Genomic DNA, 21,472 nt, shown 5'->3' with positions numbered 1-21,472 from the left:
CTTCGCAACGACTGACGATGTGACCAGGGCGCTGGCCGGCGAGGGGTATCTCGCCGACCAGGCCCTGGCGACCTCCGCCTACCTCGCCGCGACGCTCGAGCAGCCGTTGCTGCTCGAGGGCGAGGCCGGCGTGGGCAAGACCGAGGTCGCCCGCGCGCTGGCGCAGGCCACGGGCGCCGCGTTGATCCGCCTGCAGTGCCACGAGGGGATCGACATCCATCACGCGGTCTACGACTGGGACTACCAGCGGCAGCTGCTCGCGATCCGCGCGGCGGAGGCGGGCGCGCCGGCGCGCGAGCTCTACGGGCCCGAGTTCCTGCTGCGCCGCCCGCTGCTGGAGGCGCTCGAGCACGACGGGCCGGCCGTCCTGCTGATCGACGAGATCGACCGCGCCGACGACGAGTTCGAGGCGTTCCTGCTCGAGTTCCTGTCGGACTTCCAGATCACCATCCCGGAGCTGGGGACCGTCGCGGGGAGCCACCGCCCGCTGGTGATCCTGACGTCCAACCGCACGCGTGAGCTCCACGACGCGCTCAAGCGCCGCTGCCTCTACCACTGGATCGACTACCCGACGCCCGAGCGCGAGGTGGAGATCGTGCGCACGCGGCTTCCCGGCGTGCCGGAGGAGATCGCCGCGCGCGTCTGCAACGCCGTGGCGCTGCTGCGCGAGCGCGAGCTCTACAAGCTGCCCGGCGTGGGGGAGACGATCACCTGGGCGCGGGCGCTGCTGGCGCTCGAGGGCGACGGCGACCTCGAGGCGACGCTGGGGGTGGCGCTGAAGGTGCGCGAGGACATCGACCGCGTGCGGCGGGAGAGGGTGCTCGAGGGTGCCTGACCGCCCGGAGGCGACCCGCCACGGCGAGATCGCCGAGCGCGCGATGGCGGCCGCGGCGACGCGGCGGTCCGAGGCCGCGGCCAACGAGGCCGCCGTGTTCGCGGCGGCGGAGGCCGATCCCGCCGAGCAGGGCGTCGTCGTCTCGGCCCGGCTCAGCATGCTCGCCGCCGACCTGCGCGCCCGCGGCGTCCGCGTCGGGCTCGGCGACGTCCTGCGCGCGCACCGCGCGCTCGCCGCCGTCGACGCCTCCTCGCGCACCGAGGCGTTCTTCGCCCTGCGCACCGCGCTGTGCTCCTCACGCGCCGACCTGCCGCACTTCGCCGCCTCCTTCGTCGCGGTGTTCGGCGACGCCTCGCTCGCCGATCCGCTCGACGAGTTGGGCGAGATCGAGAAGGCGGCGCTTCCGCGCGTCTCCGCTCCGCCCTCCGGGGACGAGGCGCCGGCGACCGACCTCACGCCGGTGCCCGCCGCCTGGAGCGAGGAGGAGCTGCTGCGCGAGAAGGACTTCGCGGCCTACACGGAGGCCGAGCGCGCCGTCGCGCGCCGGCTGCTCGCGCGGCTTGCACTGAAGGCGCCGCTGCGCCGCTCGCGCCGCACGCTCCCCACGCGCCGCCGGCGCGAGGAGCACGACCTGCGCGCGACCGTGCGCGCCTCGCTGCGCCACGGCGGCGAGCTGTTCGAGCGCCGCTACCGCGAGCAGGGCGAGCGTCCGCGCCGCGTGGTGCTGATCTGCGACGTCAGCGGCTCGATGGCTCCCTACTCGCGCGTGCTGCTGCAGTACATGCAGGCGTGCGTGGCCGCCCGCGCGCGCGTCGAGGCCTTCGCCTTCGGAACCCGTTTGACGCGTGTCACACGCGAGCTGCGGGGCCGCGATCCCGACCTGGCGCTCGCCCGAGCCTCGGCCGCGGTGGACGACTGGTCCGGCGGCACGCGCATCGGCGCCGCGATCGCCGAGCTCAACCGCACGCACGGCCGCCGCATCGGGCGCGGCGCGGTCGTGATCCTGCTCTCCGACGGCTGGGACCGCGGGGAGCCCGAAGAGCTGCACGAGGAGATGGCGCGGCTCGGGCGGACGGCGCACCGGGTCGTGTGGCTGAACCCGCTCGCCGCGGACCCGCGCTACGAACCACTCACGCGCGGGATGCGCGCCGCGCTCCCGCATGTCGACCGGCTGCTGCCGGGCAACTCGATCGCCTCGCTGGAGGCGCTCGCCGAGCTGATGGAGGAAGGCATCTCATGAAGGACGTACTCGAGGAGGTCGACACCTGGACCGCGCGCGGCGACAACGTCGCGCTCGCCACGGTGATCGGGGTCAAGCGCTCCGCTCCGCGCCCGCCCGGCGCCAAGATGGCGATCAACGCCAACGGCGAGATCGCCGGCGCCGTCTCGGGCGGCTGTGTCGAGGGCGCGGTCGTGGAGGTCGCCGAGCAGGTGCTGCAGAGCGGCGAGCCGCAGCTGCTGCACTTCGGCATCGCCGACGAGGAGGCGTGGGACGTCGGCCTGCCCTGCGGCGGCGAGATCGACGTCTGGGTCGAGCGTTACGAGCCGTGAGCGAGCAGGCCGCCTTCACCGACCTGGCCCGCTCCGGCGGGCGCGGCGCGCTGGTCACCGTCCTGCAGGGCGCCAGGCCCGGCGCCAAGATGCTCGTGCTCGCCGACGGCACGCGCACGGGCACGCTCGGCTCGGACGCGCTCGACAACGTCGCGGCGGGCCACGCCGACGAGCTGATGTGGAGCGAGCGCTCCGAGCGCGTGATGGAGGACGACACGATGCTGTTCGTCGACGTCACGTTCCCGCCGCCGCGGCTGATCGTGTTCGGAGCCGTCGACTTCGCCGCCGCGCTGTGCCGCCTGGCGGCCGCCGCTGGCTGGCGGCCATTCGTGGTCGACCCGCGGGCGCGCTTCGCGCAGCCGGCGCGCTTCCCCGACGCCGAGGACGTCGTCGCGGCGTGGCCGGAGGAGGCCTTCCAGCGCCTCGGCGGCATCGACCGCGCGACGGCGATCGCCGTGCTCACGCACGATCCGAAGCTCGATGACGCCGCGCTGGTGCTCGCGCTGCGCTCCAACGCGGCCTACATCGGCGCGATGGGCTCGCGCCGGGCGCAGGAGAAGCGGCGCGAGCGGCTGGTCGCCAAGGGGATCGACGAGGCCGAGCTGGCGCGCATCGCGGCGCCGATCGGGCTCGACCTGGGCGCGCTGACGGCCGAGGAGACCGCGCTCTCGATCATGGGCGAGATCGTGGCGCTGCGCAACAACCGCACCGGCGGCCGGCTGGCGGACGCCAAGGGGCGCATCCACGAGGTGGGCGTCTGACGCGCACGCCGGCATCGGCCCCCGCCGGGATCGTCCTCGCGGCGGGTGCGAGCCGGCGGTTCGCCGGCGGCGTCAAGCAGCTCGCGGACCTGCGGGGACGCCCGCTGCTCTCGTACGCCGTCGAGGCGATGAGCGCCGCCGTCGGCGACGTCATCGTCGTCCTCGGCCACGCGGCCGGCGAGATCTCGGCCGCGGTCGACCTCGGGGGCGCGCGGATCGTGATCGCCCCCGACTGGGACGACGGGCAGTCGGCGTCGCTCAAGCGCGGCGTCGCCGCGGCGGCGGACGCGGACGCCGTCGCCGTCACGCTCGGCGACCAGCCGTTCATCACGCCCGCGGTCATCGCAGGCGCGCTCGGGCAGCTCGAGGGATTCGACGCCGTCCGGGCGACCTACGACGGCGTCCCCGGCCATCCGGTCGTGCTGTCGCGGCCGGTCATGGACGCGGTGGCCGGGCTGTCGGGCGATACCGGCGCCCGCGATCTGCTGGCGCGCTTCCGGGTACGCAAATGGGAAGCCGGGCACCTGTGCAGCGCGGCCGACATCGACACGCGAGAGGAGCTGGCGCAACTATGAAGCTCGAGCAGTCCTTTGAGGTGCAGGCGCCGATCGACGTGGTATGGGCCGCGCTCAACGACCTCGAGCGCGTCGCCCCGTGCCTCCCTGGCGCGGCGATCACCGGCCACGACGAGGACGGCACCTACCACGGCGAGTTCAAGGTCAAGCTCGGCCCCACGACCGCGGCGTACAGGGGCACGATCAAGATCGAGAGCGCGGACGAGTCGACTCACACCGCGACGCTGGCCGCGAAGGGTTCCGACAAGCGCGGCCAGGGCGGCGCGAACGCGACGATCGTCAACACGCTGGCGGCGATCGACGGCGGCACGCGGGTCGATGCGGTGACCGACTTCGCCATCACCGGCCGCCTCGCGCGCTTCGGGCGCGGCGGGATGATCCAGGACATCTCGAACCGCCTGCTGCGCGACTTCGCGACCTGCCTCGCGACGCGGCTGGGCGAGGGCGCGCCGGCCGCGCCGACGGGCGCGGAGGTGACCGCCGGCGACGCGCCGCCGGAGGCGGTCGCCGCTGCGGCTCCGGAGGCCGCCACGGCGCCGGCCGCAGGCGCGGCGGCCGCGAGCGCCGGCGGCCCGACGGCAGGCGGGCCGGCCGCGACACCGGTCGGCGACGCCGACGCGACCGACGTTCCCGCGGGCGAGCATCCGCAGGGCGCCGGGTCCGCGACGGGCAACGTCGCCTCGCCGCCGCCGGGCAGCCCCGCGGTCGCGGGGGAGAGCCCGGCCGCCGGACCGTCCGACGCGCCGCCCGGGCCCGTCCAGGGCGGCCCGCCGCCGGCGACCGCCGCTGCCGGCGGTCCCCCGCGCACGTTCACCCCGCCGCCGCCGAGCGAGCCGCTGAAGGCCGGCTCGCTGTTCTGGGCGGCGCTTTGGGACCGGATCAAGCGCATCTTCAGCAGAGGGAAGCGGTGAGCTGCGAGTCCGGCGTCTGCGGCGGCGACGTGCCGCCGCTGATCGGGCAGGTCCTGACCGGGACGGGCCTGACGCTCGCCCAGGCGGCGCGCAAGCTCGCGCACGGCGACCCGCTGCCCGGCCTCACGCCGGTGCAGCGGCGGATCGTCGAGGCCTACGCGCTGGCGCCGTAGGCGCGACGATCGCGCCCGATCCGCACCCCGACATCGCCGGCGTTTGACTTCGGCGCAACGGTCGTCTACTAATACGCACCGCAGGAGGTCACCGGAGAGAGAGGTCACATGGCGACGCAGGCCGTGCAGCCGCGGGGCATCGAGACCCGTTCCATCGACTGGGTCCCCGAGACCGAGCGCCACGGGAAGATCTGGCATCAGGCGCCGCTCTGGTTCCTGGGCAACTTCCAGTACTTCTCGATCCCGATCGGCTTCGTCGGCCCGTCGCTGGGCCTGAGCCTCGGCTGGTCGATCGTCGGCGGCGTGCTGGGCATCCTCACCGGCACCGTCTTCATGGCCTTCCACGCCGCGCAGGGGCCGACGCTCGGCCTGCCGCAGATGATCCAGTCGCGCGCGCAGTTCGGCTACCGCGGCGTCGTCGTGCCGCTGTTCGCGACGCTGTTCACCTACCTCGCCTTCAACGTCGCCGACCAGGTGCTGCTCGCCGAGGGCCTCAACGGGACGTTCGGCTGGAGCAAGGACCTGATCGAGATCGTGTCGGCGGTCGGTGCCGGGCTGCTGGCGATCTACGGCCACGACTGGGTGCACCGCGTCTTCCGCGTGCTGCTCCTGATCAGCCTGCCGCTGATGAGCATCGTCACGCTCGGCGTGATCTTCGGCGCCGCGGGCGGCCACCCGCCCAAGGACGCCGGCGGCTTCACCTTCGCCGCCTTCATGGCCCAGTTCTCCGCGGCGGCCGCGTACAACATCACCTACGCGCCGTACGTCAGCGACTACTCGCGCTACCTCCCGCGCAACACGACCAACCGCAGCATCATCGCGAGCGTCTTCCTGGGCGCCTCGGGCAGCGCGATCTGGCTGATCGCGCTCGGCGCCTGGCTGGCCGTCCGCCTCGGCGCGACCGACGGCCTCGTCGGCCTGCAGACGGCCGGCAACAACGTGATCGACCACCTCGGCGGCCTCGCCGCGTTCTTCTCCGCCGCCGCGCTCGCGGCGACGATGGGCATGAACGCCTACGGCGGGATGCTCACGGTCCTGACCGGAATCGACAGCGTCAAGTCGATCAACCCGACCCGCCGTGCCCGCGTGGTCACGATCATCGCGCTGACCGTCGTGTGGTTCCTGATCGGCAAGAGCATCTCGTCCAACGCCGTCAGCACCGTGTTCACGAGCCTGACGCTGATGCTCTACCTGCTCGTGCCGTGGACGGCGACCAACCTCGTCGACTTCTTCTTCGTGCGCCGCGGCCACTACAAGATCCGCGACCTGTTCGTCCCCAACGGCATCTACGGCGCGTGGGCGTGGCGGGGGCTGACGGCGTACGCGGCCGGCTTCGCCGCGGAGATCCCGTTCATGGTCCTGCCCGACCTCGGCGGCTGGAGCTACACCGGCCCGCTGGCGAAGCAGATCGACTCCGTCGACATCTCCTGGATCGTCGGCCTGATCGTCTCCGGCGGCGTCTACCTGTGGCTGAGCCGCTCGCTCGACGTCAAGGCCGAGGAGCGCGCGGCGCAGGAGCCGGTCCAGGTGCCGGCTTGACGCGGGCGCGCGTCCTCGAGCGTCCCGGCGCGCCGCTGGCCGACGCCGAGTTGCATCTCCCCGAGCCCACGGGCGACCAGGTCAGGGTGCGACTGCTCGCGAGCGGCGTCTGCCACTCCGACCTGCACGCCGCCGACGGCGAGTGGACGGTCCCGCTGCCGCTCGTGCTGGGGCACGAGGGCGCGGGCGTCGTGGAGGCGGTCGGCCCGCAGGTGCGCGACGTGCGGCCCGGCGACCGCGTCGTCCTCTCCTGGTACGCGCCGTGCCGGCGCTGCGCGCAGTGTGCGGCCGGCCGTGCCTGGCTGTGCACGGGGACGCACGCGCTCGAGCACCCGGCGGTCGCGGGCGTGCACGCCTACCTCGGCCTGGGGACGTTCGCCGAGGCCGCGCTGGTGCCGGAGTCGGCGGCCATCCCGATCGACCCCGCGGTCCCGGCGGCCGTCGCCGCCCTGATCGGCTGCGCGGTCGCGACCGGGGTCGGCGCCGTCACCAACACCGCGGACGTCAGGCCGGGGGAGAGCGCGATCGTCGTCGGCTGCGGCGGCGTCGGGCAGGCGATCGTCCTCGGCCTCGCGCTCGCCGGCGCGCACCCGATCGTCGCCGTCGACCTGAGCCCCGAGCGGCGCGAGCAGGCGCTCGCGCTCGGCGCGACCGAAGCGCTCGAGGCGCCGGAGGGCCAGTACGATCACGCGTTCGAGGCGATCGGACGCGCGGAGACCATCGAGCAGCTCCCCGGCCTGATCGCCCGCGGCGGCCAGGCGGTGCTCGTCGGGATGCCGGCGGAGGGCGTCACGGTCCGGCTCGACCCGTTCGACCTCGCCGACCAGGGCAAGCGCCTGCTCGGCTGCAACTACGGCTCGACGGTGCCGTCCGTCGACTTCCCGCGCCTCGCGCGCCTCTACCTCGCGGGACGCCTCCCGCTCGACCGCCTCGTCGGCCGCCGCCGCGGCCTCGACGGCGCCGACGCCGGGCTGCAGGACCTGCGCGACGCCGTCGGCCTGCGCACCGTGCTCGAGATCGCCGATGCCTGACGGCGTGCGGATCGGCGCGCGCCTGCGCCACGCGCGGGAGGGGTCGCGGATGTCGCTCGCCGACGTCTCGACGCGCTCGGGCGTGACCAAGGGCTTCCTCTCGCGCGTCGAGCGCGACGAGGCGAGCCCGTCCGTCGCCAGCCTCGTGAGCATCTGCGACGCCGTCGGCCTCTCGATGGCCGACCTGTTCGCGGTGCCGCGGACGACGCTCGTCCGCGCGGCCGAGCGCCCGTCGCTCGACGGCCTGCCCAAGGCCGCGAGCGTGCGCGACACGCTGATCACGCCCGAGGCGGAGCGCCACGTGACCGTGCTCGAGAGCGTCGTCCCGCCCGGCGGCTCCGGCGGCGACGCCCTCTATACGCTCGCGAGCGAGTGCGAGGTCTGCTTCGTGCTGGAGGGCGAGCTGCAGCTCGACGTCGACGGCGAGCGCTTCGAGCTCGGCTCCGGCGACGCGCTCACCTTCGGCGCGGCCGTGCCGCACACGTTCCGCTCCCCCGCCGGCGCGCGGGTCCTGTGGATCCTCGCCCCGGCGCTCCCCGATCCCCGGAAGGAAGCCTCATGACTCCCCGCTACCAGCCGCCGGAGGCGAGCCAGGCCCCGCGCTACACCGGCATCCGCACGTTCGCGCGCGCCCCGCACGTGCCGGACGACCTCGACGGCGTCGACGTCGCCGTCGTCGGCGTCCCGTTCGACACCGCCACATCGATGCGTCCCGGCGCCCGCTTCGGCCCCGCGGGCATCCGCGACGCGTCGCTGCTGCTGCGGCCGTGGAACCCAGCCCAGGAGGTCGACGTCTTCGGCAGCATCTCGGTCGCCGACCGCGGCGACCTGGAGGTGACGCCCGGCAACGCCGAGCGCACCGCGACACAGATCGCCGAGCAGCTCGAGCCGGTCGTGCAGGCCGGCATCACCACGCTCACGCTGGGCGGCGACCACTCGATCGTGCTCGGCGAGCTGCGCGCGCACGCCGCCGTCCACGGCCCGCTGGCGGTCGTCCTGCTCGACGCCCATGCCGACACCTGGGAGCACTACTACGGCGAGCGCTACTTCCACGGCACGCCGTTCAAGCGCGCGCTGGAGGAGGGCCTGATCGACCCGCACCGCAGCCTGCTGGCCGGGATGCGGGGCAGCCTGTACGCGGCGTCGGACCTCGACGAGCCGCGCTCATGGGGCTTCGAGATCGTCCCGTGCGAGGAGCTGCGGACGTGGACGCCGGCGCACTACGCCCAGCGGGTGAGCGCGCGCGCCGGCGACGGCCCCGCGTTCCTGAGCTTCGACATCGACGTGCTCGACCCGGCGTTCGCGCCCGCCACCGGGACGCCCGAGGTCTGCGGCCTGCTCCCGCACGAGGCGATCGCCTTCCTGCGCGCGCTGCGCGGGCGGCGCTTCACCGGCTTCGACCTCGTCGAGGTCGCGCCGCCGTACGACACGCAGGCGCAGGTGACCGCGCTCAACGCCGCCAACGTCGCCTACGAGATGCTGACGCTGCGCGCGCTCGCGCCCTGAAACGCGAGCAGCCGCTCGCCCTCGTGCGTGACGGCTCCGGCGTCCCGCTTGGAGACCGATCTCCGCGCGCCGCCGCGATCTCCGCGCGCCGCCGGCTCCGCGCGCCGCCGCGATCTCCGCGCGCTGCCGGCCTCCTCGCGCCGCGCCGATCTTCGCGCGCCGCCGGTCGCCGTCGGCTCCGCGCGCCGCCGCGACCTCCGCCGCGCCGCCGGGACTCCGTCCGGCGGCTCTGTAGGGACCGGCGAACTGCGCTCCTCGGCCGGCGTCGCGCTCCAGCGCCGCAGGAGCCCCTGCCGCTCGAGCAGCGCGCGGTTGAGTGCACGCCGCCCGGGCATCGTTCCGGAGTCTGAGCCGGTCGCGACCCGCGGTTCCGTCATTGACACGTGACAACATTCGCGCGTGACCACCACCGAACTGTCGGCCGAGACGCGCTCTCAGATCCTCGACGCCGCGCTCCGGCGCGTGCGCGAGCACGGGGCGGCGGCGATCTCGGTCCGCGCGATCGCGACGGACGCCGGCGTCTCCCGCCAGCTCGTGTACTTCCACTACGGCAACCGCGCCGGTCTGCTGACCGCGCTCGCCGCGCACCTCGACGGCACGAGCGCACTGACCGAGCTCGCCGAAGCGCCGCAGCCGGTGCTCGCGCTGGAGCAGCTGATGCGCGCGTGGTGCGCGCACCTGCCGCGGATCCTGCCGGTCGCCCGTGCGCTCGAGGCCGCCTCGATCACCGGCGACGAGGGCGCCTCCGCCTGGCAGGAGCGCATGCGCGAGCTGCACGCGCGCTTCGGCGAGGCGCTCGCCCGCGTCGAGCTCTCGCCCGGCTGGACGACCGGGACGGCGACCGACTGGGTGTGGTCGCACCTGCACCCGTCCGCGTACGCGCACCTGGTCGAGGAGCGCGGCTGGACGCACGCCCACTTCACGGAGTGGAGCGTGGGCGCGCTGCTCAGCGAGCTAATAGAGCCTTAGGAGGTCGACCTCCGCGCCCGCCGGCAGCGGGCCCGAGCCGTGCGGGGCGATCGCGAAGCCGTCGCTCTCGCCCAGCGCGCCGGTCATATGCGAGCCCTGGCGCTCGGTCGGGAACGCCTCGAGCACGCCGTCGGCGGCGGGGATGAGCTTCGAGGTGAGCAGCGTCGTGCGGCCGTCCGACGGTCCGGCCGCCTCGCCGAGCCGCCCGCGCTCGAACCGCGGTCGCGCGCCCGCCTCTCCCGCCAGCCGCCTGAGCGCCGGCACGACGAACAGCGCCATCCCGACGATCGAGGACAGCGGGTTGCCCGGCAGCCCGAACACGAGCGTGCTCCCACGCCGCCCGAACCACAGCGGCTTGCCCGGCTTGATACGCACGCGCCAGAACACCTCGTCGACGCCCTCGGCCTCGAACGCGGGCTTGACGTGATCGTGCGGCCCGACCGAGACGCCGCCGGAGACGACCAGCACATCGCCCTCGAGCCCGGCACGGACCGCGTCCCGCGTCGCCGCCGCGTCATCGCCGATCACGCCGTGGTCGAAGACCTCCCCGCCCGCGCGCGCGGCCATCAGCCGCACCATCAGCCCGTTGGACTCGTGGATCTTCCCCGGCTCGGGCGGCGCGCCCGTGGGCAGCAACTCGGAGCCCGTGACGATCAGGTGCAGCCGCGGGCGCCGGTGGACCGGCACCTCGCCGACGCCCGCGGAGGCGAGCGAGCTCAGCCGCGGCAGCGTCAGCACATCGCCGGCCCGGGCGAGCACGTCGCCCTCGTGGACGTCCTCGCCGCGCCGGCGCACGTGCAGGCCGGGGGAGACGCCCGCGGTGGCCACGACCGTCCCGTTGCTCGCGTCGGCGTCCTCGACGCGCAGGATCGCGTCGGCGCCCGGCGGGATCGCGGCGCCGGTGGAGATGCGCACCGCGGTGCCCGCGACGACGGTCGCGCCTTCCTCGCCGCCGGCGGCGGCGTCGCCGAGCACGCGCAGCGATGCGCCGGCCGCCGCCACGTCGGCGGCGCGCACGGCGAAGCCGTCCATCGCCGAGCGGTCGAACGGCGGCAGGTCCACCACGGCGCCGACGGCGTCCGTCAAGACGCGCCCGGCCGCCGCCTCCAGCGTCGCGCGCTCCCCGGGCAGCGGCCGGATCTCGTCCAGGACCGCCGCGAGCGCCTCGTCGAGGTCCTTCATCCGCCGATCTGGGACATCGTGCGCGCCGGCTGCACGAAGCCCTCGTCGTTGACGTGGTGCTTGAGCTCCTTCGCCCACACCGCCTCGCGCACGATCGCCTCGAGCTCCTCGTCGGACGCCCCCGAGCGCATCGGCGCGCGCAGGTCGGTCTCGGTCATCGAGAACAGGCACGTGCGCAGCTTGCCCTCGGCCGTCACGCGGATGCGGTTGCAGTCGCCGCAGAACGGCTCGCTGACGGGGGAGATGAAGCCGATCTCGCCCTGCCCGTCGGCGAACCGCCAGCGCCGCGCGGTGCCGTGGCGCTCGCGCCCGAGCGGCTCGAGCGGGTACGCGGCGTCGATCAGCCGCCGGACCTCCGCGTTGGGCAGCACGCGGTCGCGCGACCATGTGCGGTCGGCGTCGAGCGGCATGAACTCGATGAAGCGGACCTCGTACGGGTGCTTGCGCGCGAACTCCGCGAAGCGCACGACCTCGTCCTCGGTGAAGTCCTTCAGCGCGACGACGTTGACCTTGATCGGCCGCAGCTCCGGGTGGCGCTCGGCGGCCGCCAGCCCCTCGAGCACCTGGCGCAGCGAATTGCGGCGCGTGAGCTGGAAGAAGCGGTCCGGCGCGAGCGCGTCGAGCGAGACGTTCACGCGCCGCAGCCCCGCGCGCACGAGCTTCTCCACCTGGCGCTCGAGCAGGTAGCCGTTGGTCGTGAGCGAGAGGTCATGGACGTTCTCGTCGGCCGACAGCAGCTCCACCAGGCGCCACAGCTCGCGCCGGGCCAGCGGCTCGCCGCCCGTCAGGCGCACGTCGTGCACGCCCATCGACGCCAGCAGCCCGACGAGGCGCGCGATCTCCTCGTAGGTCAGGAGGTCGTCGCGGTCCAGCCACGGCAGCCCTTCGGCGGGCATGCAGTACTGGCAGCGGAAGTTGCAGCGGTCGGTGACCGAGATGCGGACGTCGCCGATCTCGCGGCCATGGCCGTCGTAGAGCCGGGGGCGGGTCATGCGCGGTGGAAGTCCGATTTCCCGCCGGTCTTGTCCAGGAGCTCGACGCGCTCGATCACGACGCCGGGCTCGATGCCCTTGACCATGTCGTACACGGCCAGCGCGCCGACGCTGCACGCCACCATCGCCTCCATCTCCACGCCCGTGCGCGCGCTCGTGCGCGCCTCGGCCACGAGCGTGACGGTCCCCGCCTCGGCGTCGACGGTCACGGCCGGCTCCACGTGGGTGAGCGGGAGCGAGTGCGCGAGCGGGATCAGCTCGTCGGTGCGCTTGGCGGCCTGGATCGCGGCAAGGCGCGCGACGGTGGCGACGTCGCCCTTCGGCGCGTCCCCGGCGGCGACGCGCGCGGCGGCCTGCGGTGACATCCGGACGACCGCGCGGGCGCGCGCCCAGCGGACCGTCTCGGTCTTCTCGCTGACGTCGACCATTCGCGCGTTGCCCGCGGCGTCGAGATGGGTCAGCGCGGTTTCCATCGATCGCATGCTATCTGCCGCTCGACTTCCGCTCCCGTGCGACTTCGTACAGCGCTACCACCTGGGCCGCCCGCAGCCCGCGAACGAGCTCGCGCCCCGGCTGCGCGGCGGCCACTAGCATCCGTTGGGTGAGGATCTCCGTACGCCTGTTCGCCGGCCTGCGCGAGCGGGCGGGTGCCGACCGCGTCGAGGTCGAGCTCCCCGACGGCGCGTCGGTGGCGGACCTGCTCGAGGCCATGGGATCGACGCCCGTGGGCGAGCTCGCGCCGCGCTCGTGCATCGTCGCGCTCAACCGCGAGTACGCCGCCGCGGACGCGATCGTGGGGGAGAGCGACGAGGTCGCGCTGGTGCCGCCGGTGAGCGGCGGCGCGCTCGACGCCGCGCCCGCCGTCGTGCGCCTGGTCGCCGTGGTCGGCGCTCCGCTCGACCTCGCCGCCGTCTCCGCCGCGGTGCGCGATCCGCGCGCCGGTGCGGTCGTCACCTTCGAGGGCGTCACGCGCGAGCTCGAGGCGCTCGACTACGAGGCCTACGCCGAGATGGCCGAGGCCAAGCTGCGCGCGATCGGTGAGGAGGAGGCCGAGCGTCACGGGCTGTGCGCCGTCGCGCTCGTGCACCGCAGCGGGCGCGTGCCGCTGTCCGAGCCGTCGGTCATCGTCGCCGCGTCAGCGCCGCACCGCGGCGAGGCGTTCGCCGGAGCGCGCGCATTGATCGATCGCGTCAAGGCGGAGGCGCCGATCTGGAAGGTCGAGCTCACCGAGGCCGGTCCGCGCCGCGTCGAGGGAACGCTCCCCGAATGGCCGAGCTGACGCTCGGAGAGGCGGCGCGCGCGCTCGGCGTGAGCGCCGACACGCTGCGCCGCTGGGACCGCGCCGGCAAGCTGCGCACGGTGCGCGACTCGCGCAACCGCCGGCTCGTGCCGGAGGACGAGATCGAGCGCCTGTCCGCGACGCCGCGCCGGCACCCGACGGGCGACACGCTGTCGGCCCGCAACCGGTTCCCGGGCATCGTCACGTCCGTCGAGGTCGACGGCGTGATGGCGCTGGTCGAGATCGAGGCCGGCCCGTTCCGCGTCACCGCGGCGATCACGCGCGACTCCGTGGAGGAGCTCGGGCTGGCGCCCGGCGTGCCCGCCACGGCGGCCGTCAAGGCGACTTCCGTCATGGTCGAGCGGACAAACTCTTGAATCCCTATCGGATTAGTGGATATAGTCTGGCGTACCGTGCGGCGCGCCGACATTCATCAGCACTTCTGGCCTGAAGCGCTGCTCTCCTCCCTGGCGCGCCGCACGGCGCTCCCCCGCATCCGTCACGGGCTGCTCGAGCTGGCGGGCGAGCCGCCCTCGCCCGTGGACCCGCGCGACCAAGATCCGGGCGAGCGCGACGCGCTCGCGGCGGCCGACGGCCTGCAGCGCGTCCTGATCGCGCCGTCGAGCCCGCTCGGGCTCGAGTCGCTGCCGGACGCCGAGGCCCTGCTGGACGCCTTCCACGCCGGCGTGCGCGAGCTCGGGCCGCCCTTCGAGCTGTGGGCGGGCCTCGTGCTCGCCGACCCATCGCCCGAGCGCGTCGACGCGCTGCTCGACGACGGCGCCGCCGGTCTCTGCCTGCCGGCCGGCGCGCTGTCCACCGCGGCGGGCCTGCACGCGCTCGGGCCCGCGCTGGAGCGCCTCGCCGCGCGCGGCGCTCCGCTGCTCATCCATCCCGGGCCGGCGGCGGCCGCGGACGTGCCGGCGTGGTGGCCGGCGCTCAACGGCTACGTCGCCGAGATGGCCGCCGCCTGGCACGCGTGGGCGGCGTGGGGGAGGCCGCAGCAGCCCGCGCTGCGCGTCGTGTTCGCCATGCTCGCCGGCCTCGCGCCGCTGCACGCCGAGCGCCTCGCCGCGCGTGGCGGGCCGGCCGGCGCGGTGCACGACGCGCTGACGGCGTTCGACACGTCGTCGTACGGCCCGCACGCGGTCGACGCGATGCTGCGCGCCGTCGGCGTGGACCGGCTGCTGTACGGCTCCGACCGTCCCGTCGTCGCCCCGCAGTCACTCGCCTCGCTCGGCCGAGCCGCCGAGCACGCGATCACCACCGTCAACCACGAGGCGTTCATCCCGGCGGCGGCATGGGCGAGCTGAGCGGACCCGAGCTCGTCGCCGTCGTGCAGCGCCTCGCCGCGGCGCCCGAGCGCTGGGCGCACCTCGTGCGCCACGACCCTCAGCAGCGCGTCTACGAGGAGCTCCGGCGCGACGCGGACCTGGCGATCTGGCTCATCTGCTGGATGGACGACCACGACACCGGCTTCCATGATCACGACCTGTCCTCCGGCGCCGTGGCGGTGGTCGGGGGCGCCGTGGCGGAGGACCGGCTCCTGCTCGGCGCCCCGCCCGTCACGCGGGAGTTCGCGGCCGGCGAGGCGTTCCACTTCAGCGCCGCGGACATCCACCGCGTGCGGCACACCGGCGCGGCGCCGGCCGTGACGATCCACGCCTACTCGCCGCCGCTGTGGCGGATGGGTTCCTACGAGATCCTTCCCGGCGGCGAGCTGCGCCGTCACGCGCTCTCCTACGCGGAGGAGCTGCGGCCGCTCGAGGGTGACGAGGTCCTTCGCCCATTCGGCGGATAGTCCGGTCGGACGTAGGCCGTATCGGACATATGTCGGTTATTGCGATGTAGGCCTTTTGCAACCGGCCTTCATCTGGAACCCTGCAGCGCGAGGTCTACCCGCATGGAGGCGGCGGGTTCCAAGGTCGGCGATGGAACGCGCACAGATACGTCCGCCGGACGTCCGGAGCGCCGCAGAGCGGCTCCACCGTCCGCCTGCCCGCGTCCGCTTGGGCGCCAAGCGGGTCTTCGACCTCGTGCTGGCGCTCGCGATGCTGGCGGCGCTGCTGCCGTTCCTCGTGCTCGCGTGGCTGCTGCTGCTGACCGACGAGCACGGCTGGCTCGAGCGCCGCGTGCGCCTCGGCCGTGACGGCCGCCGACTGCGCCTGTGGCGCTTCCGCCCGCTGCCTGGACCGCTGGGGCCGGCGCTGGAGCGGATCGGCGTGCGCGAGGTGCCGCTGTTGTTCTCCGTGCTGACGGGGCGCCTGAGCTTCGTCGGCCCGCGCGCGCTGCCGCCGGGCGGGCTCTACACCGGCCCGCGGCGGCTGATGGCGCCGGGGTTGATCGGTCCCGCGCAGCGCTGGGCGACCGACCCCGACTCGGCCTGCAAGCTCGACGACGCGTACGTCGAGGCGTGGTCGCTGCTGGGCGATCTGCGGCTGCTGACGTTCCCGCGCCGCCGCCCGGCGACCGCGCGGCGGTGATCTACGAGCACGACGCCGAGGCGGCGCCCGACGCGGACTTCGGCCCCGGGCGGCTCGCGGACCTCGTGCCCGGCAACCGCGGGCGGCTCCTCGACCCGCGCAGGACGCCGGTCACGATCGCCGGGACGGTGCTCGAGACCGGCGTGTTCTCGGTCCGCGTGGACGCGTTCGAAGACGCCGGCGCAGTCTGGGAGGTGCCGTTCGAGGACGTCGCGCGCTTCCAGTTCGCGCGCGGGGGCGCGCTGCGCGACGACGTCGCGCAGCTCGAGGCGGTCGTCGCGCGGCTCGACCGGCCGCTGGTGATCGACGCCCGCTCGCCCGCCTCCAGCTTCGCGCGGCTGCTCGAGGAGCGCGAGGCGGCGCGCGAATGGGTGATCCCGCTGCCGGCGCTCGGCTCCTACGCCGAGGAGCGGATGGGCGAGCCCGCGCTCTTCCGCGCGCTCGGCGCGTTCATGGACGACCGCGGCGTCGGCGAGCTCGAGCGCGCCTTCGCGGAGCGGTTCGTCAGCAACCCGTGGTCCGGCGAGCTGGTGAAGGGGCACGCGATCGTGCTCGCGGAGCTCGGCCTGTGCCCGTTCCGCGGGAAGGTCGTGCGCGACCCGGCGCTGTTCGACGGCGCCTGGTCGCGCGAGCGCCGGGCCGCGCACCTGCTCGCCCGGATGGCGTTCGTGCAGGAGCTGTTCGGCGGCCGCTCCGTCACCGTGTACCGCGGCTCGCGGGAGCCGGAGACCGCCTCGTTCGTCTCGGCGTCGTTCTCCCGCGCCGTGGCCGCGGAGAACGTGGCGGGGCGGGCGGGCACCGTGCGCGCGTGGGTCGTGCCGGCCGAGCGGCTGTTCATGACGTTCATGGAGACCGAGGCGATGAACCGCCGCTATCGCGAGGCCGAGGCGGTCCTGCTGGGACACGGGTTCGCTCCGGCCGCGCCGCGGGCATGACGTCGCACGTGAGGTTCGCGGTCGTCGGCCATGTCGAGTGGATCGAGTTCGCCCGTGTCTCGCACATGCCGGTCGCGGGCGAGATCATCGACGCCTCGGACTCGTTCCACGAGGCGGCCGGCAGCGCCGCGGTGGCGGCGGTCCAGCTCGCCAAGCTCGGGGGCGGCGCCGACTTCTTCACCGCGCTGGGCGACGACGAGCGCGGAGGGCTGGCCGCGGCGCGACTGACCGAGCTCGGCGTGACCGTGCATGCGGCCAGGCGCGACGCCGCGACGCGCTGGGGCTTCGTCCACCTCGACGACCACGGGGAGCGCACGATCACGATCGTCGGCGAGCGCCTGGTCCCGCACGGCGCCGACCCGCTGCCGTGGGAGCGCCTGGACGCCGCCGACGCCGTCTTCGTCTCCGGCGGCGACGCCTCCGCGATGCGCCAGGCCCGGCGCGCGCGGGTGCTCGTCGCCACGCCGCGCGCCGCCGCCGGCCTGAGCGGCGTCCAGGTCGACGCGCTGGTGGGCAGCGGCCACGACCGGCTCGAGCAGGTCGACCCGCTCGACCCGCCGCCGCACCTCGTCGTCACCACGCGCGGCGCCGAAGGCGGCGAGTGGCACGGCACCGAGCACCGCCGCGGCACGTGGAAGGCGGCGGCGATCGACGGCGACGTGGTGGACGCCTATGGCGCCGGCGACACGTTCGCAGGCGGGCTCACGTACGCGCTCGGCGCGGGCTGCGACACCGACGCGGCGCTCGCCTTCGCCGCCCGCTGCGGCGCCGCGAATCTGCGCGGCCGCGGGCCATATGAGGGCCAGCTCACTGAAGCGTGATCACCGCGCTGCCCTCGATCCGTCCCGCGCGCAGCCGGGAGAGGGCGGTCTCGGCCTCCTCGAGCGTGAACTGGGTGACCGTGGTGCGGACCGGGATCCTCGGGGCCAGCGCGAGGAACTCGCGCGCGTCGTCGCGCGTGAGGTTGGCGACCGAGCGCAGCACGCGCTCCTGCCACAGCGCCTCGTAGGGGAACGACGGGATGTCGCTCATGTGGATGCCGGCGCAGACCACGACGCCGCCGGGCGCGGTCGCGCGCAGGGCGGCGGGCACGAGCTCGCCGGCGGGCGCGAAGATCAGCGCCGCGTCGAGCGGCTCCGGACCGGGCTCGGCCGAGTCTCCCGCCCACTCGGCACCGAGCGAGAGCGCGAGCGCGCGGGCGCCCTCGTCGCCGGCGCGGGTGAATGCGAAGACCCGCCGGCCTTCGTGGACCGCTACCTGGCAGATGATGTGCGCGGCCGACCCGAAGCCATAGAGGCCGAGCCGGACGCCGTCGCCCGCCAGCCGCAGCGCGCGGTGGCCGATCAGGCCGCCGCACAGCAGCGGCGCGACCTGGAGGTCCGGGTAGCCATCGGGCAAGGGGAAGACGAAGCGCTCGTCGGCGACCGCGTACTCGGCGTAGCCGCCGTCGATGTCGCGGCCCGTGAAGCGGGCGTGCTCGCACAGGTTCTCGCGGCCGGAGCGGCAGTAGCCGCACGTGCCGTCGGTCCACCCGAGCCACGGGATCCCGACGCGCGTCCCGTCCTCGGTCATGCCGACGATCTGGTGGCCGGGGATCAGAGGGAGATGGCCCGCGGGGACCTCGCCGTCGCGCAGGTGCAGATCGGTGCGGCAGACGCCGCACGCGTGGACGCGGACCTTGACCTGGCCGGGGCCGGCGACCGGCTCCGCGACCTCGGCCGGGCGCAGCGGCCGGCCCGGAGCGTCGAGCAGCGCCGCGCGCATCAGCTCAGCGGGCGATGACGGTGACGATCTCCCACGGGCGGAACGGTACGACGATCTCGCCGTCGCGGAGCTCGAGCGGCGCGCCCTCGTCCTCGAGCAGGTTCGCGCGGACGGCGGCGGTGAGCGGGGCCGCCAGGCGGACGCGCGCCTCGCCGCGGCCGCCGTGCGGCTCGTACAGTCGCAGGACGAGCGCATCGGAGTCCTCCGCGCGCTTGACGGTGTCGAGCACGAGGCCGCCGTCCACCGACGCCCAGCTGCCCGGCGCGGCGTCGCTCCAGCGCACCGGCGAGTTCAACGCCGCCGCCTCGGCCACGACGCCGCCGTCCTGCCAGCCGCCGGCGTGGGGGAGGAGGGCGTACGCGAAGGCGTGGCGGCCGCGGTCGGCCTCCGGGTCCGGCAGGCGCGGCGCCCGCAGGAGCGTGATGCGCAGCGTGTCGCCGAACGCCGAGTAACCGTACTTGGCGTCCGTCAGCACGGCGACGCCGAACCCGTGCTCGGACAGGTCCGCCCAGCGGTGGCCGGGGACCTCGAAGCGCGCGAGGTCGGCCTGGGTGGATGCGTGCGTGGGCCGCCGCACCGCGCCGAACGCGACCTCGTAGGTCGCCTCGGTCGCGTGGACGGCGAGCGGGAACGCGACCTTCAGCGCCTTGTGCTCCTCGAGCCAGTCGACCTCGGTGTGGATCTCCAGCCGGCGCGACGCCGCATCGAGCCGGATCGTCTGGCGGATGAAGCCGCGCTCGAACGCGACCTCGGCACGCAGCGGGTGCTCGCGCACCTCGGCCACGCCCGCGGCGGGCTCCAGGTCGCGGCGCGTCTCGAGGTGGACGGGGTCGAGCTCCCACGCATCCCAGCGCGTGGGCTCGTCGTCGTAGATCTCCAGCCGGTTGGCCGGCGCGGACAGCGCCTCGCGCCCCGCGGCGACGAGCGAGACGACGGTGCCGTCGGGCGCGACGACGGCGCGCAGGTGCTCGTTGGCGAGCACGAGGGAGCCGTCGGCGAGGCGCTCGGCGGCGACGCGGTCGGTCAGCGGCGCTGCCGCCGGGGACGCGGCGGAGCCGCGCGCGAGCACCGCGCCCGCCCCGCACGGCGGCAGCGAGACCAGCGCGAGCTCGCCGTCAGGCGCGAGCACCACCTCGCGGCGCGGCCAGCCGCGCGTGTTGACCGGCGTCTCGCCGGGCGGCAAGGCGGCGCGGCAGAGCGCCTCGGCGCCCGCCTCCACCTCCGCCAGATCCCTGCGCGCCCGCTCGTTGACCTCGGTGATCGAGGACCCGGGGAGGATGTCATGGAACTGGTTGAGCAGCAGCACGCGCCAGAGGCGGCCGAGCTCCTCGCGCGGATACGGCGCCGCGCGCAGCGCGCTCAGCAGCTCCGCGTCGTGCAGCGCGCCCTCTCCGCGCCGGTTGCCGCGCTTGATCGCCGCCTGGCTCGTGTAGGTGCCGCGATGGAACTCGAGATACAGCTCCCCGACGATGATCCGCAGGTCACGCGCGTCGGCCTCGAGGTCGTCGAAGAACGCCGCCGGCGAGCGGACGACGGTGCGCGGCAGCCCCGCGACGTCGCCCGCGCGGCGCAGGCGCTCGAGCATCTCGCGCGTCGGGCCTCCGCCGCCGTCGCCGTGGCCGAAGACCAGCAGCCCGTGGTGCGAGCGGCCGTGGTCCTTGTAGGCCGCGGCCGAGCGCCGCAGCTCCTCGACGGTCGCCTCGGCGTTGTAGGTGTCGGCGGGCGGGAAATGGGTCAGGACCGAGGAGCCGTCAAGACCCTGCCACGTGAACGTATGGCTCTCGGGGGAGGTGAAGCGGTTCCACGAGAGCTTCTGCGTGAGGAAGCGCGTGATGCCCGCCTCGCGCATGAGCTGGGGCAGCTGGGCGGTGTAGCCGAAGACGTCCGGGTTCCAGAACTCCGTGCAGCGGCGGCCGAAGGCCTGCTCGAAGAAGCGCTGCCCGTAGAGGAACTGCCGCGCCAGCGACTCGCCGGAAGGGAGGTTGCAGTCGGGCTCGATCCAGGTGCCGCCGACCGGGATCCAGCGCCCGGCCTCGACCGCCTCGCGCACGCGGGCGAACATCGCCGGCGCACGCTCGCGCAGCCAGTCGTAGTGCTGGGCCTGGGAGTGGGCGAAGACGTGCTCGGGGTACTCGTCGAGCAGCCGCAGCTGCGTCGCCGTCGTGCGCACGAGCTTGCGCCAGGTCTCCTCCAGCGGCCACAGCCAGGCTGTGTCGAGGTGCGCATGGCCGACCGCCGACAGCTCGTGCACGGAGCCCGAGCCGCGCGCCAGCAGCCGCCACAGCCGCTCGCGGTCGCCGTCGAGCGTGAACGCGTACAGCTCGGCGAGCAGCTCGCCGGCCCAGGCCCCGTCGAGCCCCGGCGAGGACTCCAGCGCCGCGAGGAAGGCGACGTCGCACCACGTGTCCCAGGCCTCGCGATCGAAGCGCGCGAGCTCGCATCGCCGCAGGACGAACTCCTGCTCGAGCCCCTGGCCGGACTCGCCGAGCCCAAATGGGTCGTTGGAGGCCAGCTCGAGGTCGAGCGTCAGCCGCTCCCCGCCCGCCGCGGACGCGACAACGGTCGCATCCGGCCGGGCCTGGCGCGCGCCGGTGCTCAGTCCCTGGACCGGCTCGCCGCAGGCCCACAGCGTCGCCTCGCCGCCCGTCTCGAGCAGGAGGTCGACGCGCGCGCCGGCCCACTCCCGCGGGACCGCGCCCGTCGCCCGCAGCCAGTGCGTGGCGAACAGCGGGCCCAGCGGCTCGCCCAGCCCGACCGGCCGGTACTCACCGGCCGGCTCGCCGCGCGCGACCGGTCCGGACAGCGCCGGCGACAGCGGCGCGCGCTCGTGCCACACCCGCGCCGCGAGCCGGGCCGCCGCCTGGGCGACCCGCTCACGGGCGTACTCGCGGTGGGGGAACACTCAGGAAACCGTACGACTTCGACGGCTCCTATGGCAGGACCGCCGCGACGATGGACAGCATGAAACGACGCATTCAGCACCGTTGCC

Annotated in this window: 24 protein-coding genes; 19 read left to right on the top strand and 5 right to left on the bottom strand. The window is 74.8% G+C overall.

All coding sequences use genetic code 11. The features are described from left to right. Nucleotides 1-19 precede the first annotated feature (19 nt). From H958_RS0109600 to H958_RS43065, 12 genes are all read left to right on the top strand, one after another. A complete protein-coding gene (locus H958_RS0109600) occupies nucleotides 20-835 on the top strand; it encodes an AAA family ATPase (RefSeq protein ID WP_231379203.1) in 816 nt (271 codons plus the stop codon). Next, a complete protein-coding gene (locus H958_RS0109595) occupies nucleotides 828-2,075 on the top strand; it encodes a vWA domain-containing protein (protein ID WP_051324022.1) in 1,248 nt (415 codons plus the stop codon). The genes H958_RS0109600 and H958_RS0109595 overlap by 8 nt, the downstream gene beginning before the upstream one ends. Continuing rightward, the gene (locus H958_RS0109590; RefSeq protein ID WP_028058510.1) at nucleotides 2,072-2,386 is read left to right on the top strand and encodes an XdhC family protein; all 315 of its coding nucleotides are present in this window, start codon (nucleotides 2,072-2,074) and stop codon (nucleotides 2,384-2,386) included. The genes H958_RS0109595 and H958_RS0109590 overlap by 4 nt, the downstream gene beginning before the upstream one ends. Then, entirely contained in the window at nucleotides 2,383-3,147 is a 765-nt protein-coding gene (locus tag H958_RS0109585; RefSeq protein ID WP_028058509.1) for an XdhC family protein, read from the top strand. The genes H958_RS0109590 and H958_RS0109585 overlap by 4 nt, the downstream gene beginning before the upstream one ends. Beyond that, nucleotides 3,144-3,722, top strand: a complete 579-nt coding sequence (locus H958_RS0109580; RefSeq protein WP_028058508.1) for a nucleotidyltransferase family protein — start codon at nucleotides 3,144-3,146, stop codon at nucleotides 3,720-3,722. The genes H958_RS0109585 and H958_RS0109580 overlap by 4 nt, the downstream gene beginning before the upstream one ends. After that, nucleotides 3,719-4,633, top strand: coding sequence for an SRPBCC family protein (locus tag H958_RS36100; RefSeq protein ID WP_051324020.1), 915 nt, complete (start codon nucleotides 3,719-3,721; stop codon nucleotides 4,631-4,633). Before H958_RS0109580 ends, H958_RS36100 begins: the two co-directional genes overlap by 4 nt. Then, nucleotides 4,630-4,806, top strand: coding sequence for a hypothetical protein (locus H958_RS46140; RefSeq protein ID WP_156027853.1), 177 nt, complete (start codon nucleotides 4,630-4,632; stop codon nucleotides 4,804-4,806). The genes H958_RS36100 and H958_RS46140 overlap by 4 nt, the downstream gene beginning before the upstream one ends. Before the next feature lie 108 nt (nucleotides 4,807-4,914). Beyond that, nucleotides 4,915-6,345 carry a purine-cytosine permease family protein gene (locus tag H958_RS0109565; protein WP_028058507.1) on the top strand — a complete coding sequence of 477 codons (1,431 nt, stop codon included), beginning with the start codon at nucleotides 4,915-4,917 and terminating at the stop codon, nucleotides 6,343-6,345. Continuing rightward, on the top strand, nucleotides 6,342-7,376 hold the full coding sequence (locus H958_RS0109560) for an alcohol dehydrogenase catalytic domain-containing protein (RefSeq protein ID WP_028058506.1): 1,035 nt from the start codon (nucleotides 6,342-6,344) through the stop codon (nucleotides 7,374-7,376). Before H958_RS0109565 ends, H958_RS0109560 begins: the two co-directional genes overlap by 4 nt. Beyond that, entirely contained in the window at nucleotides 7,369-7,938 is a 570-nt protein-coding gene (locus tag H958_RS0109555) for a helix-turn-helix domain-containing protein (protein WP_028058505.1), read from the top strand. Before H958_RS0109560 ends, H958_RS0109555 begins: the two co-directional genes overlap by 8 nt. Further along, nucleotides 7,935-8,882 (top strand): agmatinase, encoded by a 948-nt coding sequence (speB, locus tag H958_RS0109550; protein ID WP_028058504.1) that lies wholly within the window; start codon nucleotides 7,935-7,937, stop codon nucleotides 8,880-8,882. The genes H958_RS0109555 and speB overlap by 4 nt, the downstream gene beginning before the upstream one ends. Before the next feature lie 399 nt (nucleotides 8,883-9,281). Beyond that, entirely contained in the window at nucleotides 9,282-9,851 is a 570-nt protein-coding gene (locus H958_RS43065) for a TetR/AcrR family transcriptional regulator (protein WP_051324019.1), read from the top strand. On the opposite strand, the gene H958_RS0109535 is transcribed toward H958_RS43065, so the two are convergent. The 3 genes from H958_RS0109535 to moaC are packed head-to-tail and all read right to left on the bottom strand — an operon-like array spanning nucleotide 9,837 to nucleotide 12,498. Continuing rightward, a complete protein-coding gene (locus H958_RS0109535; RefSeq protein ID WP_028058502.1) occupies nucleotides 9,837-11,033 on the bottom strand; it encodes a molybdopterin molybdotransferase MoeA in 1,197 nt (398 codons plus the stop codon). The two genes, H958_RS43065 and H958_RS0109535, sit on opposite strands and share 15 nt — an antisense overlap. Next, nucleotides 11,030-12,025, bottom strand: coding sequence for a GTP 3',8-cyclase MoaA (gene moaA, locus H958_RS0109530; RefSeq protein ID WP_028058501.1), 996 nt, complete (start codon nucleotides 12,023-12,025; stop codon nucleotides 11,030-11,032). The genes H958_RS0109535 and moaA overlap by 4 nt, the downstream gene beginning before the upstream one ends. Then, nucleotides 12,022-12,498 carry a cyclic pyranopterin monophosphate synthase MoaC gene (gene moaC, locus H958_RS0109525; RefSeq protein ID WP_081685733.1) on the bottom strand — a complete coding sequence of 159 codons (477 nt, stop codon included), beginning with the start codon at nucleotides 12,496-12,498 and terminating at the stop codon, nucleotides 12,022-12,024. The genes moaA and moaC overlap by 4 nt, the downstream gene beginning before the upstream one ends. 128 nt (nucleotides 12,499-12,626) lie before the next feature. On the opposite strand from moaC, the gene H958_RS0109520 reads away from it, so the two are divergent. The 7 genes from H958_RS0109520 to H958_RS36080 all read left to right on the top strand — a co-directional run bounded on the left by H958_RS0109520 (nucleotide 12,627) and on the right by H958_RS36080 (nucleotide 17,540). Further along, the gene (locus H958_RS0109520) at nucleotides 12,627-13,304 is read left to right on the top strand and encodes a molybdenum cofactor biosynthesis protein (protein WP_028058499.1); all 678 of its coding nucleotides are present in this window, start codon (nucleotides 12,627-12,629) and stop codon (nucleotides 13,302-13,304) included. After that, nucleotides 13,292-13,681 carry a TOBE domain-containing protein gene (locus tag H958_RS0109515; protein WP_028058498.1) on the top strand — a complete coding sequence of 130 codons (390 nt, stop codon included), beginning with the start codon at nucleotides 13,292-13,294 and terminating at the stop codon, nucleotides 13,679-13,681. Before H958_RS0109520 ends, H958_RS0109515 begins: the two co-directional genes overlap by 13 nt. 36 nt (nucleotides 13,682-13,717) lie before the next feature. Continuing rightward, on the top strand, nucleotides 13,718-14,614 hold the full coding sequence (locus tag H958_RS36090; RefSeq protein ID WP_051324018.1) for an amidohydrolase family protein: 897 nt from the start codon (nucleotides 13,718-13,720) through the stop codon (nucleotides 14,612-14,614). After that, entirely contained in the window at nucleotides 14,602-15,102 is a 501-nt protein-coding gene (locus H958_RS36085; RefSeq protein ID WP_037409746.1) for a cupin domain-containing protein, read from the top strand. Before H958_RS36090 ends, H958_RS36085 begins: the two co-directional genes overlap by 13 nt. Before the next feature lie 208 nt (nucleotides 15,103-15,310). Further along, complete coding sequence (locus H958_RS0109500; RefSeq protein WP_028058497.1) at nucleotides 15,311-15,784, top strand: sugar transferase; 474 nt, start codon at nucleotides 15,311-15,313, stop codon at nucleotides 15,782-15,784. Further along, nucleotides 15,781-16,719, top strand: coding sequence for a hypothetical protein (locus H958_RS0109495; protein ID WP_028058496.1), 939 nt, complete (start codon nucleotides 15,781-15,783; stop codon nucleotides 16,717-16,719). The genes H958_RS0109500 and H958_RS0109495 overlap by 4 nt, the downstream gene beginning before the upstream one ends. Nucleotides 16,720-16,727: 8 nt before the next feature. Then, nucleotides 16,728-17,540: a PfkB family carbohydrate kinase gene (locus H958_RS36080; RefSeq protein WP_196807294.1), complete on the top strand. Its 813-nt coding sequence runs from the start codon at nucleotides 16,728-16,730 to the stop codon at nucleotides 17,538-17,540. Here the strand turns inward: H958_RS36080 and H958_RS0109485 are convergent. Both H958_RS0109485 and H958_RS0109480 read right to left on the bottom strand, forming a co-directional pair. After that, the gene (locus H958_RS0109485) at nucleotides 17,527-18,483 is read right to left on the bottom strand and encodes a zinc-dependent alcohol dehydrogenase family protein (protein ID WP_028058495.1); all 957 of its coding nucleotides are present in this window, start codon (nucleotides 18,481-18,483) and stop codon (nucleotides 17,527-17,529) included. The genes H958_RS36080 and H958_RS0109485 overlap by 14 nt on opposite strands. A 4-nt stretch (nucleotides 18,484-18,487) precedes the next feature. Next, the gene (locus tag H958_RS0109480; RefSeq protein WP_028058494.1) at nucleotides 18,488-21,385 is read right to left on the bottom strand and encodes an alpha-mannosidase; all 2,898 of its coding nucleotides are present in this window, start codon (nucleotides 21,383-21,385) and stop codon (nucleotides 18,488-18,490) included. Between the last annotated feature and the right edge of the window lie 87 nt (nucleotides 21,386-21,472).

Source organism: Candidatus Solirubrobacter pratensis (assembly GCF_000425945.1).
GTDB classification, from domain to species: Bacteria; Actinomycetota; Thermoleophilia; order Solirubrobacterales; family Solirubrobacteraceae; genus Solirubrobacter; species Solirubrobacter pratensis.
Note: the sequence above shows the minus strand (reverse complement) of the source record. Positions and strands in the feature narration are given on the sequence as shown.

Bases quoted from the DNA above. Each gene is read 5' to 3' on its own strand.
- H958_RS0109590 (WP_028058510.1), top strand. From the start codon at position 2,072: ATGAAGGACGTACTCGAGGAGGTCGACACCTGGACCGCGCGCGGCGAC.
- H958_RS36100 (WP_051324020.1), top strand. From the start codon at position 3,719: ATGAAGCTCGAGCAGTCCTTTGAGGTGCAGGCGCCGATCGACGTGGTA.
- H958_RS0109565 (WP_028058507.1), top strand. From the start codon at position 4,915: ATGGCGACGCAGGCCGTGCAGCCGCGGGGCATCGAGACCCGTTCCATC.
- H958_RS0109555 (WP_028058505.1), top strand. From the start codon at position 7,369: ATGCCTGACGGCGTGCGGATCGGCGCGCGCCTGCGCCACGCGCGGGAG.
- speB (WP_028058504.1), top strand. From the start codon at position 7,935: ATGACTCCCCGCTACCAGCCGCCGGAGGCGAGCCAGGCCCCGCGCTAC.
- H958_RS0109535 (WP_028058502.1), bottom strand. From the start codon at position 11,033: ATGAAGGACCTCGACGAGGCGCTCGCGGCGGTCCTGGACGAGATCCGG.
- moaA (WP_028058501.1), bottom strand. From the start codon at position 12,025: ATGACCCGCCCCCGGCTCTACGACGGCCATGGCCGCGAGATCGGCGAC.
- moaC (WP_081685733.1), bottom strand. From the start codon at position 12,498: ATGGAAACCGCGCTGACCCATCTCGACGCCGCGGGCAACGCGCGAATG.
- H958_RS0109515 (WP_028058498.1), top strand. From the start codon at position 13,292: ATGGCCGAGCTGACGCTCGGAGAGGCGGCGCGCGCGCTCGGCGTGAGC.
- H958_RS36085 (WP_037409746.1), top strand. From the start codon at position 14,602: ATGGGCGAGCTGAGCGGACCCGAGCTCGTCGCCGTCGTGCAGCGCCTC.
- H958_RS0109485 (WP_028058495.1), bottom strand. From the start codon at position 18,483: ATGCGCGCGGCGCTGCTCGACGCTCCGGGCCGGCCGCTGCGCCCGGCC.